Raw genomic sequence first — 14,326 nt, 5'->3', positions numbered from 1 at the left:
GGCTGCGTGCGCAGCGCTGGCCCTGCCGAGAGCACGGTACAAGTGCTCCGGTGTGTCCTGAAGGAGTAAACATGGCGGTCTACAACTACGACGTAGTGGTGCTGGGTTCCGGCCCTGCGGGTGAAGGCGCGGCAATGAACGCGGCCAAGGCCGGGCGCAAGGTCGCCGTGGTCGACAGTCGTCGTGAAGTTGGCGGCAACTGCACCCACCTGGGCACCATTCCGTCCAAGGCACTGCGCCACTCGGTGCGGCAGATCATGCAGTTCAACACCAACCCGATGTTCCGCCAGATCGGCGAGCCGCGCTGGTTTTCCTTCCCTGACGTGCTGAAGAGTGCCGAGCGGGTGATCGCCAAGCAGGTAAGTTCGCGCACCGGCTACTACGCGCGTAACCGTATTGATGTGTTCTTCGGTACCGGCAGCTTTGCCGATGAGCACACCATCGAAGTGGTCTGCGCCAATGGTGTGGTGGAAAAGCTGGTGGCCAAGCAGATTGTCATTGCTACCGGTTCGCGGCCTTATCGCCCGGTGGATGTGGACTTCCACCATCCACGCATCTACGACAGCGACACCATCCTCAGCCTCGGTCATACCCCACGCCGCATCATCATCTACGGCGCCGGAGTCATCGGTTCCGAGTACGCTTCGATCTTCAGTGGTTTGGGCGTGCTGGTGGATCTGATCGACAACCGTGATCAGCTGTTGAGCTTCCTTGATGCGGAAATCTCCGATGCCCTGAGCTATCACCTGCGCAATAACAACGTGCTGATTCGCCACAACGAAGAGTACGAAAGTGTTGAGGGGGTGGAGAATGGGGTGATCCTGCACCTCAAGTCCGGCAAGAAGATCAAGGCCGACGCCTTCCTCTGGTGCAACGGCCGTACCGGTAATACCGACCAGCTGGGGTTGGAAAACATCGGCATCAAGGTCAATAGCCGTGGGCAGATCGAGGTTGACCAGAGTTACCGCACCCAGGTTTCGAACATCTACGCTGCGGGCGATGTGATTGGCTGGCCAAGCCTGGCCAGTGCGGCAGCTGACCAGGGTCGTTCGGCGGCTGGCAGCATCGTCGATAATGGCAGCTGGCGTTTCGTAGATGACGTGCCGACCGGTATCTACACCATTCCGGAAATCAGCTCGATCGGTAAGAACGAGCGCGAGCTGACCCAGGCCAAGATCCCTTATGAAGTCGGCAAGGCGTTCTTCAAAGGCATGGCCCGGGCGCAGATTTCCCACGAGCCGGTGGGCATGCTGAAGATCCTGTTCCACCGCGAGACCCTGGAAGTACTGGGTGTGCACTGTTTCGGTTACCAGGCGTCGGAGATCGTGCATATCGGTCAGGCGATCATGAACCAGAAGGGTGAGGCCAACAGTATCAAGTACTTCGTCAACACCACCTTCAACTACCCGACTATGGCGGAAGCCTACCGGGTGGCGGCGTTCGACGGCCTCAACCGGCTTTTTTGAGCGGCTCCGGCCGGTGGCCTGAGCCGGCCGGGGAGAACCCGTTCAGCGACTCCTGCGACTGGCGTTGGCCTAATCGCGAAAGTTTCTGATCAGGCTTAACGAAAAAACCGGCCCTTGCGGCCGGTTTTTTCGTTTCTCTGGCTGGGGGCGAGAGATTACTCCAGGGTCGCCACGGCCAGGCCGGGGAAGTCGGTGATGATGCTGTCTACACCGAAGTCCGCCAGGCGGCGCATCAGTGCCGGCTCATTGACCGTCCATACCGAGACATGCAAACCGGCCTTCTGTGCCTTGAGCAGGCGTTCGGGAGTGCATAGCGTCCAGTTCAGCGCGAGCAGGTGGCAGCCGTAATGCTTGGCAACCTTGAGTGGGTCGAGCCAGGCGTATTCGGCGACCAGCCCGCGTTGCAGGTGCGGTGTCAGGCGCTGCAGGGCGCCGAGTACTTCGCGGGAGCTGGAAGTCACAGTTACTTTGTCCGTCAGCTTGTAGCGTTCGGCCAGTTCGGCTATCGCCTTGACCATCCGCGCGGAGCGCACCTTCGAGGCACTTTTGACTTCCAGCTGCCAGTGCTCGAAGTCGCAGTGCTGGAACAACTCTTCCAACCGTGGGATCGGACAGGGCATAACGGCGCCAGGGCCACCTTTGCGGGCGTCGTAGGTCACCAGTTCGGCGGCGTCATGCTCGACCACCTTGCCGCGGTGGCCGGTGGTGCGCTTGAGGGTTGGGTCGTGAATTACCATCAGCTCGCCATCGCGCGACAGGTGCAGATCCAGCTCGCAGCGGCGTACGCCATGTTTCAGGCATTGCTGAAAGCTGGCTAGGGTGTTTTCCGGCACCTCGCCTTTGGCGCCGCGATGTCCATAAATGACTGTCACTGTTGCTCCTTGTCGGGCAGGGCGGCGCCGGGCTGATGATGACGCACGCTGTTGATCACGTGTTTGTGCTCGAAGTAGACGCTGAATTCGCGGTAATCCCAGCGAGTGATCGGCGGATTACCGACACTGGGATGCTCTTCATCGGCCAGGCCGAAACGCTCAAGCACGGCGCGCTGGGATTCGCCGAGCTGCGGCAACTGTAATGTGCTGCCACCTTGCTGGCCGATAGGAATTTGCAGGGTGTCAGCGTGAATGCCGAGAGGCAGGAGCAGGGCGAGAAGCAGAAACAGACGGGGCATGGTGGCTCGCTATCAGGGTTGCAGGGGTTGCTCGCGGGCCTGGCGACGTTCCAGGGCCTGGCGTTGCAGGATATGCCGAGCAAGTAGCTGACGTTGGGCATCGCTCACAGCTTCGAATTCCGCGCCAATCTCAAATTGCTGCGAGGGCAACGGCTGGCAATGCACCACCTTGGCCCGTAAAAGCAGGCCCAGGGCCTGTGGCATCAGCACCATCTTCACCGCCAAGTGCGCGCCGGTTGCCACGGGTTGAGGGTTGTTGAAGCTGACACCACCCTCGGACAGGCTGACCTTACGCGGTGTGCCGATGTCGCGCAGCAGGCTTTGCGCCACAGCCTGACCGAGCAGGTCGATGCGTTTGTTCATCACTTTGAGGTAATTGGCCAGGGTGCGGTCGCGCTCACTGATATGCCGCAGCAGGTGCTGCGACTCGAAGTCCATCAGGTGCAAATCGCTAAGCAGGTTGAACAGTGGTGAGCTGTCGTGAAGCTCGTCACTGGCCAGGGCTTCTGCGCCCGAGAGCAGGGTGAATTCCAGTGCGATCGTATCGTCGATACGATAGTATTCGCGGCGATCATCTTCATCTTGAGTCGGCATGGCGAACCCATGGCAGCAGTAGTGGTCGAAGAACCTGTTCAAAGTCTTGCGAGCTAGCGGCATGCAAGGCGAAAAGTGCTGAGGAAGCGCAGTTTACGAATGTAAATGAGCATTCCGAGACAGTTTTCAACGTAGCAGGTCCGACGCGCAGCAGACTTTACCCTGATTTAGAGTGTAAGGCTGCTCGCCAAGCCCCCACAAGGACGTTTCTTTTTCCCTCGAATCAGCCCCGACATGTTCAGACCTCTGTTCGTATTTATCGGCACGCGCTATACGCGGGCCAAGCGTCGCAACCACTTCGTATCCTTTATTTCCCTGACTTCGATGGTCGGGCTGGCACTGGGTGTGCTGGTGATGATTCTGGTGCTGTCGGTGATGAACGGCTTCGACCATGAAATGCGTACCCGCGTGCTCGGTATGGTGCCGCACGCCACCGTCGAGAGCACCACACCGATCAAGGACTGGCGCAGCCTGGCCGACAAGGCACAGAGCAATCCGCAGGTGCTTGCGGTTGCGCCCTTCAGCCAGATGCAGGGCCTGCTGACCAACGACGGCAAGGTGCAGAAAGTGCTGATCAACGCGGTTGATCCGCTTGAAGAAGCCAAGGTTTCGATTATCGGCAACTTCTTCAAGCCTGAAGATGGTGGCAAGGGTTCGTTGGATGCTCTTAAACCCGGCGAGTTCGGTATGGTGCTGGGCGATAAGGCCGCAGCCAAGCTCGGCGTCAGTCTGGGTGATAAGGTCACCTTTGTCGCGCCGGAAGTGACGGTTACTCCAGCCGGTATGTTTCCGCGCCTTAAACGCTTTACCGTGGTGGGCATCTTCCATGTCGGCGCCGGCGAGATCGACGGCCACCTGGCCCTGACCCATGTGCAGGATCTGGCGCGTCTGCAGCGTTGGCAGGCCGATCAGGTGCAGGGCATTCGCCTGAAATTCGCCGATCTGTTTGAAGCCCCACGCACCGCCTGGACGCTGGCGCAAACTCTCGGCGAGGGTGATTACTACGCCCGCGACTGGACCCGTACCCACGGCAACCTGTACCAGGCGATCCGCATGGAAAAAGCAATGATTGGCCTGCTGTTGCTGCTGATCGTTGCGGTGGCCGCCTTCAACATCATTTCCACCTTGGTCATGGTGGTCACCGACAAGAAGGGCGATATCGCCATCCTGCGCACCCTGGGTGCCACACCGCGACAGATCATGGCGATCTTTATGGTTCAGGGCACGGTGATCGGCGTGTTCGGCACAGTCATCGGTGCGGTGCTGGGTTGCCTGGCTGCCTTGAATATCAGCAGTGCGATTGCCGCGTTGGAAGAGCTGCTGGGGATCAAGTTCCTCAATGCCGATGTGTATTTCATCGACTACCTGCCCTCGCAGCTGATGCTGGCGGACGTGCTGCTGGTCTGCGGCGCGGCGTTGATTCTCAGTTTTTTCGCCACCCTGTATCCGGCCTGGCGCGCAGCGCGCACCCAGCCTGCGGAGGCCCTGCGTTATGAATGATCAGGTTATGAGTGATTCGGTTATGCAAGATCGTGCAGTGTTGAGTTGTCGCAACCTTGGTAAAAGCTACGACGAAGGTCCGCAATCGGTGGTGGTGCTGCAGGACCTGCAGCTGGAGCTGCACCCTGGTGAGCGCGTGGCGATTGTTGGCAGTTCCGGCTCGGGCAAGAGCACCTTGTTGAACATGCTCGGCGGTCTGGATACCCCGAGCACCGGCAGCGTTTGGCTGGCCGGAGAGGAATTGTCGGCGCTGAATGAAAAGCAGCGCGGCCTGCTGCGTAACCGCGCTCTGGGTTTCGTTTATCAATTTCATCACCTGCTGCCCGAGTTCACTGCGCTGGAGAACGTCTGCATGCCGCTGCTGATTGGCCGCACGCCGATCAGCGAGGCACGTCAGCGTGCCACTGCACTGTTGGAGCGGGTTGGGCTCGGCCATCGCCTGGCACACAAACCGGCAGAGTTGTCCGGTGGTGAACGACAGCGTGTGGCGATTGCCCGCGCCCTGGTCAATCAGCCGGGCCTGGTGCTACTCGATGAGCCCACCGGCAACCTCGATCATCACACCGCGCAGGGCATTCAGGATTTGATGAAGGAGCTGAGCAGCTCGTCGCAGACCGCCTTTCTGGTGGTGACCCACGACATGGCGCTGGCCCAGCAGATGGACCGCATCCTGCGTCTGGAAGACGGCAAGCTGGTGGCTGCCTGATGTTTCGTCCGCTGAGTATCTTTATCGGTATCCGCTATACCGGGGCCAAGCGGCGCAACCACTTTATTTCCTTTATCTCGATGACCTCGATGATCGGTCTGGCCCTTGGCGTTCTGGCCATGATCGTGGTGCTGTCAGTGATGAACGGCTTCCAGAAGGAAATGAGCACGCGCATTCTCGGTATGGTGCCGCACGCCAGCATTATTGGTAGCCAGCCGCTGGATGATTGGCAGCAGGTCGCGGCCGCCGCGAAGAAGCATCCGCAGGTGCTTGCAGCGGTACCGTTTGCCGAACTGGAAGGCATGTTGTCGATGCGTGGGGCAATGCAACCTGTGCAGCTGCACGGCATCGATCCGGCGCTGGAGCCGCAGGTTTCGATTATCGACAAGCACATGCAGCAAGGTCGCTTGAGCGATTTGCGTGAAGGCGAGTTTGGTGTGGTGCTGGGTGAAATCACCGCGCGGCGCTTCCAGCTGCGGGTGGGTGACAAGCTGGCGCTGATCGTGCCGGAACTGAGCAGCGTGCCGGGCGGCATCAGCCCGCGCATGCAGCGTCTTAATGTGGTCGGCATCTTTAAAGTGGGAGCTGAGCTGGATAGCTCGCTGGCGTTGATTCACGTCGCCGATGCGGCGCATATCCAGCGCATGCAGCCGGGCCAGGTGCAAAGCGTGCGGCTGAAGCTGCAGGACTTGTATCAGGCGCCGCAAGTGGCCGCGCAGATTGTCGGTGAGCTGGGTGCGGGTTACAGCTCCGCAGATTGGACCCTGACTCAGGGCAGCCTGTTCAGTGCGATGAAAATGGAAAAAACCATGATTGGTCTGTTGCTGCTGCTGATTGTCGCGGTGGCGGCCTTCAATATCATCGCCACGTTGATCATGGTGGTGGCGGACAAGGGCGCGGATATCGCCATCTTGCGTACCTTGGGCGCTACGCCGGGGCAGATCATGGGCATCTTTATGGTCCAAGGTACGGTGATTGGCGTGATCGGTACGGTGATCGGCGCGGTGCTCGGCATTCTCGCAGCGCTGAATGTCAGCCAGCTGGTGGGCTGGATCGAGCGCTTGAGCGGTCAGCAGGTGATGAGCTCGGACGTGTACTTCATCAGCAACCTGCCGTCGGAGCTTCTGTTGTCTGACGTTTTGCTGATCTGTGGCGCAGCTTTTACCCTGAGCTTTCTGGCCACCGTTTACCCGTCCTGGCGAGCGGCGCGGATTCAGCCGGCGGATGCGCTACGTTACGAATAAGCTACGCTGGCAGAAACAAAAAAGCCGTTACTGAGTAACGGCTTTTTTGTTTCAGTGTTGCGCGTCGTGCTGTTGGCGTTTTTCCTGGCGTTTACGCCAGTTGTGCCGCACCCACCAGCGCCAGTAGGCATTGGTACCGAAGTAACCAATCAGGGCGAGTAGCAGGCCGAGTACCAAGGAGCCCAGATACAGCGGCTGCCAGTGGGTTTGCAGAACATGGCCGACCCAGCCGAGGGTGATGTGATCAGGCATTTGCAGGGTAGGCGTGCTCATCAGCCAGGCGCCGAACTTGTAGCTGCAATAGAACACCGGCGGCATGGTGATCGGGTTGGTCAGCCAGACCAGGCCAATCGAAATCGGCAGGTTACCCCGGGCTGGAATCGCCACGGCGGCGGCGGCGGCCATTTGCATGGGGATGGGGATCATTGCCCAGAACAGGCCGATGGCCATGGCGCGTGAAACAGAATGGCGGTTGAGGTGCCAGAGGTTGGGATCGTGGATCAGGCTGCCCAGAAAGCGCAGGGACTTGTTGCCCTTGATACGGTCTGGGTGGGGCATGTAGCGCTTGAATAAACGACGCGGCATGAAGGCTCTCTGGCGGGTAAAAGCGCCGACATTATGCACCCTTTGATGACAGCCTGCTTTCACACTTTGTGACAGCAAATAAGCAAAAGCTGATCAATAGGTTAAATGCTGTATTCGACTCACGGAGCGAGTCTATGCGCACAGGGATTTTCGCGCTGGTGGCCGGGCTGCTGGTGCTGCGCTTCCTTCCGGCTTTGCCGTCCTTGTGGCTGCTGACTGTTCTGCCGGTCGCGGGCTTGATGTTGTTGCCATATCGCAGCTATCCCATTGCCTTGTTTCTATTCGGCTTCACCTGGGCATGCGTATCGGCGCAGTGGGCGTTGGATGATAGTCTGGCGCGGCAGTTGGATGCGCGTACCTTGTGGCTGCAAGGGCAGGTGGTCGGCTTGCCCGAGGTAGGTGAGGGCGTGGTGCGCTTTCAGCTGGAGCAGGTGGCCTCTCGTCGTGACGAATTACCCGCGCGTTTGCGCCTGGCCTGGTATGACGGGCAGGCAGTGCGCGCGGGCGAGACCTGGCGTCTAGCGGTACGGCTCAAGCGTCCCCATGGCTTGGTCAATCCTCAGGCATTCGATTACGAGGCCTGGTTGCTGGCGCAGCGCATCGGCGCCACGGGTACGGTGAAAAGTGGTGAGCGGATTGCCCCTGCCAGTGGTTCCGAGGCCTGGCGCGACCGCTTGCGTCAGCAGCTCTTGGCAACGCCCGCACATGGCCGCGAAGGCGCGTTGGCGGCACTGGTGTTGGGTGACGATTCGGGGCTTTCGACAGCAGATTGGCAGGTGCTGCAGAGCACTGGCACGGTGCATCTGATGGTGATCTCCGGCCAGCATATCGGTCTGCTGGCGGCGCTGTTATATGGCCTGGTTGCTGGTTTGGCGCGTTGGGGATTCTGGCCGCGCAGCTGGCCCTGGCAGCCCTGCGCTTGCGCACTGGCATTTGCCGGTGCGTTGGCTTATGGGTTGTTGGCTGGTTTTGAGGTGCCGGTTCAGCGCGCCTGCGTGATGGTCGGCCTGGTGCTGCTCTGGCGCTGGCGTTTTCGGCATCTGGGTGTGTGGCTGCCTCTGCTAGTGGCATTACTTGTGGTGCTGCTGGGTGAGCCGCTGGCCAGTTTGCAGCCTGGCTTCTGGCTGTCCTTTGGCGCGGTGATGCTATTGATCCTGATCTTCAGCGGTCGCTTGGGCGCCTGGCCCTGGTTGAGCACCTTGCTGCGCGCACAATGGGCCATGGCCATCGGCTTGTTGCCGCTGCTGCTGGCCCTCGGTTTACCTGTGAGTGCCAGTGGTCCCTTGGCCAACCTGGTGGCGGTTCCGGTGGTTGGGTTACTGGTGGTGCCGTTGGCATTGCTCGGTACGTTATTGCTGCCCTTGCCTGGAGTTGGTACTGCGCTGCTCTGGATAGCGGGCTGGTTATTGGACCTGCTGTTCTCTCTGCTGACGCAATTGGCCCTATGGTTGCCGGCCTGGTTACCCAGCGCCTTGCCGTTCTGGGCCTGGCTATTGGTGGCGCTGGGGGCGTTGGTTTTGCTCCTGCCAGCCGCTTTGCCTATGCGCAGCCTGGGTGGGTTATTGCTGCTGCCCTTGTTATTTAGCCCACAGCAGCGGCCTGAACATGGGTTAGCCGAGGTGTGGATGCTGGATGTCGGCCAGGGGCTGGCGGTGCTGGTGCGCACCCAGAAGCATGATCTGCTGTATGACGCCGGGCCGCGCTTTGGCGAGTTTGATACCGGCGAGCGCATAGTGCTGCCATCGTTACGCGCACTGGATGTACGTGGGCTTGATCTGCTGCTGATCAGCCATGCCGATAACGATCACGCCGGTGGCGCCGCAGCGGTCCAGCGCGGTCTGTCAGTCGGGCAGGTACTCAGTGGTGAGCCGGATAAGCTCGCGCCTTCATTGCAGGCCCAAGCCTGCGTCAGTGGGCGGCAGTGGCAGTGGGATGGCGTGCAATTCAGCACCTGGCGCTGGGAGGATGCGATTGATGGCAACCAGTCGTCCTGCGTGTTGCATATTGAAGCCAATGGCGAGCGGCTGTGGCTGACTGGTGATATCGACAGTCACGCCGAGCGTGCATTGCTTAACAGCGGCCTGGTAATGCCGGCGCAGTGGCTGCTGGCGCCGCACCATGGCAGTCGCAGTTCATCCTCGGCGGCCTTGCTGGCAAAGGTCAGGCCTACAGCTGCGCTGATTTCTCGTGGCGCGCACAATGCCTTTGGTCATCCGCATGCCGAAGTGGTCGAGCGTTACCGGGCATTGAAAGCGCGGTTGTACGACACCGTCGAGCACGGCGCAGTACGGATTCGTTTGGGCGCATTCGAGCCTGCGCAGGGTTTGCGCTATCGAGCACGTTTTTGGCGGGAAAAATGAGAACGGCGGCGGTCGGCGAGGCCGCGACCCTATGCTAGAGTGGCGCCACTTTTGTGAAGGGGATCTGCCACTGTGTGGGAACTGGTTAAAGCTGGCGGCTGGATGATGCTGCCGATCATTCTGTGTTCTATCGCTGCGGCCGGCATCATTGCCGAACGCCTGTGGACGCTGCGGCCGAGCCGCATCACGCCACCCAACCTGCTCGGTCAGGTGTGGAAGTGGATCAAGGATAAAAAACTTAATAACCAGAAGCTCAAGGAGCTGCGCGCCAACTCGCCGTTGGGGCAGATCCTCGCAGCTGGCCTGGCCAACTCCAAGCATGGTCGCGAGATCATGAAAGAGTGTATTCAGGAGGCCGCTGCCCGGGTGATTCACGACCTGGAACGCTACCTGAATGCTCTGGGCACCATTGCCGGTATTGCGCCGCTGCTCGGTTTGCTCGGTACGGTGCTGGGCATGATCGAAATTTTCAGCTCCTTTATGGGCTCGGGCATGGCCAATGCATCCTTGCTCGCCGGCGGTATTTCCAAAGCGCTGATCACTACGGCGGCGGGCTTGATGGTGGCCATTCCGGCACTGTTCTTCCACCGTTACCTGCAACGCCGCGTCGATGAGCTGGTGGTCGGCATGGAGCAGGAGGCGATTCGCCTGGTGGAAGTGGTGCAGGGCGACCGTGACGTCGACATGGGCGAGGACAAGGCGTGAAATTCCGGCGCAAACCGCGGGAGAACGTCGAGATCAACCTGGCCTCGTTGATCGACGTGGTGTTTATCCTGCTGCTGTTCTTCGTGGTCACCACCACCTTTACCCGTGAGACCCAGCTCAAGGTTGATCTGCCTGAGGCCGCCACTGGCACGCCGCCGGAGCAGACCGAACTGAAGCAGCTGGAAATCCTGATTGCCGCCGATGGCAGCTACTCGCTGAATGCCAAACAGTTGCTGAAAAGTGATCTGGAAAGCCTGATGGCGGCGCTGCAGAAGGAATCGGAAGGCGATAACAGCCTACCGCTGATCATTAGCGCCGATGCCAAGGCGCAGCATCAGGCGGTGATTACCGCCATGGACGCGGCCGGCAAGCTGGGTTTTGCCCACCTGCGCATGACCACCATCGAGGCGCAAGCCGCGCCTTGAGGGTTGCCCACTGATGAGCCTCTCCGCACGCCTTACTGCTGCCTGGTACGCCGGTCATCCGGCACTGGGCCTGCTGCGTCCGCTGGAGTGGCTGTATCGCACTGTAGTGCAGCGCAAGCGCGCACGTTTTCTGGCGGGTGAGGGCGAAATCTACCGTGCTCCCGTGCCGGTCGTGGTGGTGGGCAATATCACTGTCGGCGGCACCGGAAAAACCCCAATGATTCTCTGGCTGATCGAGCATTGCCGCCGCCAAGGGCTGCGCGTCGGTGTGGTCAGTCGTGGTTATGGTGCGCAGCCGCCGCAGCTGCCTTGGCGCGTGCAGGCTGATCAGGCTGCCAGCGTGGCCGGCGATGAGCCGCTGCTGATTGTGCAGCGCAGCGGCGTGCCGCTGATGATTGATCCTGATCGCAGTCGCGCGGTTGCGGCCTTGCTGGCAGCCGAGCCGCTGGACTTGATCCTCAGTGACGACGGCTTGCAGCACTACCGTCTGGCCCGCGATCTCGAACTGGTGCTGATCGATGCCGCGCGCGGCCTGGGTAATCGCCATTGCCTGCCTGCCGGCCCGCTGCGTGAGCCGGTCGAACGCCTGCAGAGCGTCGATGCGCTGCTGTATAACGGCGCGCCCAGCGATCCGCAGGATGGTTACGGCTTTACCCTGCAGCCGCGTACCTTGATCAAGCTGCGCAGTGGCGAGCAGCACCCACTGAGCTATTTTCCTGCTGGCCAGGCCTTGCACGCGGTCGCCGGTATTGGCAATCCGCAGCGTTTCTTCAATACCCTCGAAGGGCTACACTGGCGGCCTGTCGCGCATGCCTTTGCCGACCACGCGCCGTACAGCGCCGAGCTGCTGAATTTCAGCCCGGCGCTACCGGTGCTGATGACGGAAAAGGATGCGGTCAAGTGCCGTGCCTTTGCGGCTGACGATTGGTGGTACCTCGCGGTGGATGCCGAGCCTTCGGCTGCGTTTGTCGCCTGGTTTGATCAGCAATTGCAGCGTCTTGTGCCGCGCGCCTGACTGTTCTGATCATTCGGCGGCCTCGTCCGCCCCAGCAGCTGCTTCCTCTCAAGGATCTCCCATGGACCCGAAACTACTCGATATTCTCGCTTGTCCACTGTGCAAGGGCCCGCTGAAGCTCGCCGCTGACAAGAGCGAGTTGATCTGCAAGGCCGACGCGCTGGCTTTTCCGGTGCGCGATGGCATCCCGGTGATGCTGGAAACCGAAGCCCGCACCTTAAACGTCGACGAGCGTCTGGATAAGTAAATGAGCACTGTTTTTACCGTTGTGATTCCGGCGCGTTTTGCGTCCAGCCGCCTGCCGGGCAAGCCGCTGCAGGAAATTGCCGGCAAACCGATGATTCAGCATGTCTGGGAACAGGCGTGCAAAAGCAGCGCCCAGCAAGTGGTCGTCGCCACCGACGATGCGCGCATCGTTGAGGCCTGCCAGGGCTTTGGTGCGCAGGTGGTGTTGACTCGCGTCGATCACAACTCCGGCACCGACCGTCTGGCGGAAGTGGCTACGGCGTTAGGCTTGGCGGCTGATGCCATCGTGGTCAACGTGCAGGGCGACGAGCCGATGATTCCGCCATCAATCATCGATCAGGTGTCTGCCAATCTGGCCGCCAACCCGCAGGCCGCCATCGCCACCCTGGCCGAGCCGATTGAGGATGTGCAGGCGCTGTTCAACCCCAATGTGGTCAAGGTAGTCAGCGACAAGAGCGGCCTGGCCCTGACTTTTAGCCGCGCGCCGCTGGCCTGGGCGCGGGATGCCTTTGCCAAGAACCGTGATGAGCTGCCGGCAGGTGTGCCGTACCGTCGCCACATTGGCATCTACGCCTACCGTGCGCAGTTTCTGCATGACTTCGTCGCCTGGGGCCCGTGCTGGCTGGAAGACACCGAGTGCCTGGAGCAGCTGCGCGCGCTCTGGCATGGCGTGCGTATCCATGTCGCCGATGCCCTAGAAGCACCACCTGCGGGCGTCGACACGCAGGAAGACCTGGAGCGGGTTCGTCGCCTGCTGGGGGCCTGATGCGCGTTCTGTTTGTCTGCCTGGGCAATATCTGCCGCTCGCCAACGGCCGAAGGCGTGTTGCGTCATAAGCTGCGTGATGCGGGGCTGGAAGGGCGCGTGGAGGTAGATTCGGCTGGCACTGGCGACTGGCATGTGGGCAAGGCGGCGGATCTGCGCACGCGCCAGGCTGCGCAGCAGCGGGGCTATGATTTGTCTGCATTGTGCGGTCGGCAGGTCAAGGCGGCGGATTTTCATGCCTTCGACCTGATTCTGGCGATGGATAACAGCAACCTGCAGGACCTGCAGCGGCTGCGTCCGGGCAATGATGCGGCCGAGTTGGACCTGTTTCTGCGGCGTTATCAACTGGAGCTGGATGAAGTGCCGGACCCCTATTACGGTGGTGAAGCCGGTTTTACCCAGGTGCTGGATTTGATCGAACAGGCTTGCGATGCCCTGGTGCTCGAACTCAAGGAGCGCTTATGAGCCTGCAGGTGCGCACCCAGGTATCACTGAAACCCTATAACAGCTTTGCCGTTGAGGCCCAGGCCAGTCATTTTGCCGAGGCTGAGAATGATCAGCAGGTGCGCGAAGCGCTGAGCTATGCGCAAACGCAGCAGTTGCCGTTGTTATTGCTCGGTGGTGGCAGCAATCTGCTGCTCACTGCTGACGTTGAGGCGCTGGTGCTGCGCATGGCGAGCCGCGGTGTTCGCGTACTCAGCGATGACGGCGAGCGTGTAGTAATTGAGGCGGAGGCGGGCGAGCCCTGGCATCCGTTTGTGCAGTGGACGCTGGCTCAGGGCTTTGCCGGTCTGGAAAACCTCAGTCTGATTCCCGGCACCGTGGGCGCGGCGCCGGTGCAGAATATCGGCGCGTATGGCGTTGAGCTGAAGGACCTGTTTGCTGGCTTGACCGCCCTGGATCGCCGCAGTGGTGAGCTGCGCGAGTTTTCTCTGGAGGACTGCGCCTTTGCCTATCGCGATAGCCTGTTCAAGCGCGAAAACGGGCGCTGGGTCATCCTCCGGGTGCGCTTTGCCTTGAATCGCACGGCTGCGTTGCACCTGGATTACGGTCCGGTGCGTCAGCGTCTGGCAGAGCAGGGCATCAGTGCCCCGACGGCGCGGGATGTCAGCCAGGCCATTTGTGCCATTCGCAGCGAAAAGCTGCCCGATCCGGCTGAGCTGGGCAATGCTGGCAGCTTCTTTAAAAACCCGTTGGTATCGGCTGAACTCGCACAGCGCTTGCGCGCCGAGCATGCCGATCTGGTGGCCTATCCTCAGGTGGTGAATGGCCAGACGGATGGGCAGGTCAAGCTCGCCGCCGGCTGGTTGATTGAGCGCGCGGGCTGGAAGGGCTTTCGTGAGGGGGATGCAGGTGTGCATCGTCTGCAGGCGTTGGTGCTGGTGAATTACGGCGCCGCCAGCGGTGCGCAGTTATTGGCTCTGGCGCAGCGTGTCCAGGCGGATATCGCCCAGCGTTTTGCGGTGGAGTTGGAGATCGAGCCAAACGTGCTGTAAGGCCTTTTGGCGTTAGGCACCGAGTCGCGTATTGATCGCGCTGTAATA

General features: G+C 60.7%; 16 protein-coding genes. 12 read left to right on the top strand and 4 right to left on the bottom strand.

Annotation, left to right across the window (positions count from 1 at the left end):
• The first annotated feature begins 71 nt into the window (after window positions 1-71).
• Window positions 72-1,466: a Si-specific NAD(P)(+) transhydrogenase gene (gene sthA / locus ACIN8IBEIGE_RS15755; RefSeq protein ID WP_160015479.1), complete on the top strand. Its 1,395-nt coding sequence runs from the start codon at window positions 72-74 to the stop codon at window positions 1,464-1,466.
• Window positions 1,467-1,621: 155 nt separating this feature from the next.
• Here the strand turns inward: sthA and ACIN8IBEIGE_RS15750 are convergent, their stop codons facing one another.
• Genes ACIN8IBEIGE_RS15750 through ACIN8IBEIGE_RS15740 form a run of 3 tightly spaced genes read right to left on the bottom strand, consistent with a single transcriptional unit; the run spans window position 1,622 to window position 3,231 of the window.
• Complete coding sequence (locus ACIN8IBEIGE_RS15750) at window positions 1,622-2,338, bottom strand: glycerophosphodiester phosphodiesterase family protein (RefSeq protein WP_160015478.1); 717 nt, start codon at window positions 2,336-2,338, stop codon at window positions 1,622-1,624.
• Window positions 2,335-2,637 carry a phosphodiesterase gene (locus ACIN8IBEIGE_RS15745; protein ID WP_160015477.1) on the bottom strand — a complete coding sequence of 101 codons (303 nt, stop codon included), beginning with the start codon at window positions 2,635-2,637 and terminating at the stop codon, window positions 2,335-2,337. Before ACIN8IBEIGE_RS15745 ends, ACIN8IBEIGE_RS15750 begins: the two co-directional genes overlap by 4 nt.
• Before the next feature lie 12 nt (window positions 2,638-2,649).
• Complete coding sequence (locus ACIN8IBEIGE_RS15740; protein WP_160015476.1) at window positions 2,650-3,231, bottom strand: PilZ domain-containing protein; 582 nt, start codon at window positions 3,229-3,231, stop codon at window positions 2,650-2,652.
• Window positions 3,232-3,465: 234 nt separating this feature from the next.
• On the opposite strand from ACIN8IBEIGE_RS15740, the gene ACIN8IBEIGE_RS15735 reads away from it, so the two are divergent.
• From ACIN8IBEIGE_RS15735 to ACIN8IBEIGE_RS15725, 3 genes are read left to right on the top strand one after another with little or no spacing between them, the layout of a single operon-like run.
• Window positions 3,466-4,731, top strand: a complete 1,266-nt coding sequence (locus tag ACIN8IBEIGE_RS15735; RefSeq protein ID WP_160015475.1) for a lipoprotein-releasing ABC transporter permease subunit — start codon at window positions 3,466-3,468, stop codon at window positions 4,729-4,731.
• Window positions 4,732-4,753: 22 nt separating this feature from the next.
• A complete protein-coding gene (gene lolD, locus ACIN8IBEIGE_RS15730) occupies window positions 4,754-5,437 on the top strand; it encodes a lipoprotein-releasing ABC transporter ATP-binding protein LolD (protein WP_178124367.1) in 684 nt (227 codons plus the stop codon).
• Window positions 5,437-6,681 (top strand): lipoprotein-releasing ABC transporter permease subunit, encoded by a 1,245-nt coding sequence (locus tag ACIN8IBEIGE_RS15725; protein ID WP_160015474.1) that lies wholly within the window; start codon window positions 5,437-5,439, stop codon window positions 6,679-6,681. Before lolD ends, ACIN8IBEIGE_RS15725 begins: the two co-directional genes overlap by 1 nt.
• 51 nt (window positions 6,682-6,732) lie before the next feature.
• Here ACIN8IBEIGE_RS15725 and ACIN8IBEIGE_RS15720 read toward each other — a convergent pair whose 3' ends face one another.
• Window positions 6,733-7,266 carry a DUF2062 domain-containing protein gene (locus ACIN8IBEIGE_RS15720; RefSeq protein ID WP_160015473.1) on the bottom strand — a complete coding sequence of 178 codons (534 nt, stop codon included), beginning with the start codon at window positions 7,264-7,266 and terminating at the stop codon, window positions 6,733-6,735.
• Between the two features lie 134 nt (window positions 7,267-7,400).
• Between ACIN8IBEIGE_RS15720 and ACIN8IBEIGE_RS15715 the strand changes: the two genes are divergently transcribed.
• From ACIN8IBEIGE_RS15715 to murB, 8 genes are all read left to right on the top strand, one after another.
• Window positions 7,401-9,626, top strand: a complete 2,226-nt coding sequence (locus ACIN8IBEIGE_RS15715; protein ID WP_178124366.1) for a DNA internalization-related competence protein ComEC/Rec2 — start codon at window positions 7,401-7,403, stop codon at window positions 9,624-9,626.
• Window positions 9,627-9,698: 72 nt separating this feature from the next.
• Window positions 9,699-10,331, top strand: a complete 633-nt coding sequence (locus tag ACIN8IBEIGE_RS15710; protein WP_160015472.1) for a MotA/TolQ/ExbB proton channel family protein — start codon at window positions 9,699-9,701, stop codon at window positions 10,329-10,331.
• Window positions 10,328-10,756: a biopolymer transporter ExbD gene (locus ACIN8IBEIGE_RS15705; RefSeq protein ID WP_090248015.1), complete on the top strand. Its 429-nt coding sequence runs from the start codon at window positions 10,328-10,330 to the stop codon at window positions 10,754-10,756. Before ACIN8IBEIGE_RS15710 ends, ACIN8IBEIGE_RS15705 begins: the two co-directional genes overlap by 4 nt.
• A 13-nt stretch (window positions 10,757-10,769) precedes the next feature.
• Complete coding sequence (gene lpxK / locus ACIN8IBEIGE_RS15700; protein WP_160015471.1) at window positions 10,770-11,771, top strand: tetraacyldisaccharide 4'-kinase; 1,002 nt, start codon at window positions 10,770-10,772, stop codon at window positions 11,769-11,771.
• Window positions 11,772-11,832: 61 nt separating this feature from the next.
• Window positions 11,833-12,018, top strand: coding sequence for a Trm112 family protein (locus ACIN8IBEIGE_RS15695; protein WP_090387286.1), 186 nt, complete (start codon window positions 11,833-11,835; stop codon window positions 12,016-12,018).
• Entirely contained in the window at window positions 12,019-12,783 is a 765-nt protein-coding gene (gene kdsB, locus ACIN8IBEIGE_RS15690) for a 3-deoxy-manno-octulosonate cytidylyltransferase (RefSeq protein ID WP_160015470.1), read from the top strand.
• Window positions 12,783-13,247, top strand: coding sequence for a low molecular weight protein-tyrosine-phosphatase (locus tag ACIN8IBEIGE_RS15685; RefSeq protein ID WP_160015469.1), 465 nt, complete (start codon window positions 12,783-12,785; stop codon window positions 13,245-13,247). Before kdsB ends, ACIN8IBEIGE_RS15685 begins: the two co-directional genes overlap by 1 nt.
• Complete coding sequence (gene murB / locus ACIN8IBEIGE_RS15680) at window positions 13,244-14,278, top strand: UDP-N-acetylmuramate dehydrogenase (RefSeq protein WP_160015468.1); 1,035 nt, start codon at window positions 13,244-13,246, stop codon at window positions 14,276-14,278. The genes ACIN8IBEIGE_RS15685 and murB overlap by 4 nt, the downstream gene beginning before the upstream one ends.
• Window positions 14,279-14,326: the final 48 nt, after the last annotated feature.

The organism is Pseudomonas sp. 8BK, assembly GCF_902506475.1.
GTDB lineage: Bacteria > Pseudomonadota > Gammaproteobacteria > Pseudomonadales > Pseudomonadaceae > Aquipseudomonas > Aquipseudomonas anguilliseptica.
Note: the sequence above shows the minus strand (reverse complement) of the source record. Positions and strands in the feature narration are given on the sequence as shown.

What these genes read in the sequence shown, in the direction of transcription:
- sthA (WP_160015479.1), top strand. Translation starts at nt 72, where the DNA reads ATGGCGGTCTACAACTACGACGTAGTGGTGCTGGGTTCCGGCCCTGCG.
- ACIN8IBEIGE_RS15745 (WP_160015477.1), bottom strand. Translation starts at nt 2,637, where the DNA reads ATGCCCCGTCTGTTTCTGCTTCTCGCCCTGCTCCTGCCTCTCGGCATT.
- ACIN8IBEIGE_RS15740 (WP_160015476.1), bottom strand. Translation starts at nt 3,231, where the DNA reads ATGCCGACTCAAGATGAAGATGATCGCCGCGAATACTATCGTATCGAC.
- ACIN8IBEIGE_RS15735 (WP_160015475.1), top strand. Translation starts at nt 3,466, where the DNA reads ATGTTCAGACCTCTGTTCGTATTTATCGGCACGCGCTATACGCGGGCC.
- lolD (WP_178124367.1), top strand. Translation starts at nt 4,754, where the DNA reads ATGCAAGATCGTGCAGTGTTGAGTTGTCGCAACCTTGGTAAAAGCTAC.
- ACIN8IBEIGE_RS15725 (WP_160015474.1), top strand. Translation starts at nt 5,437, where the DNA reads ATGTTTCGTCCGCTGAGTATCTTTATCGGTATCCGCTATACCGGGGCC.
- ACIN8IBEIGE_RS15720 (WP_160015473.1), bottom strand. Translation starts at nt 7,266, where the DNA reads ATGCCGCGTCGTTTATTCAAGCGCTACATGCCCCACCCAGACCGTATC.
- ACIN8IBEIGE_RS15715 (WP_178124366.1), top strand. Translation starts at nt 7,401, where the DNA reads ATGCGCACAGGGATTTTCGCGCTGGTGGCCGGGCTGCTGGTGCTGCGC.
- lpxK (WP_160015471.1), top strand. Translation starts at nt 10,770, where the DNA reads ATGAGCCTCTCCGCACGCCTTACTGCTGCCTGGTACGCCGGTCATCCG.
- ACIN8IBEIGE_RS15695 (WP_090387286.1), top strand. Translation starts at nt 11,833, where the DNA reads ATGGACCCGAAACTACTCGATATTCTCGCTTGTCCACTGTGCAAGGGC.
- kdsB (WP_160015470.1), top strand. Translation starts at nt 12,019, where the DNA reads ATGAGCACTGTTTTTACCGTTGTGATTCCGGCGCGTTTTGCGTCCAGC.
- ACIN8IBEIGE_RS15685 (WP_160015469.1), top strand. Translation starts at nt 12,783, where the DNA reads ATGCGCGTTCTGTTTGTCTGCCTGGGCAATATCTGCCGCTCGCCAACG.
- murB (WP_160015468.1), top strand. Translation starts at nt 13,244, where the DNA reads ATGAGCCTGCAGGTGCGCACCCAGGTATCACTGAAACCCTATAACAGC.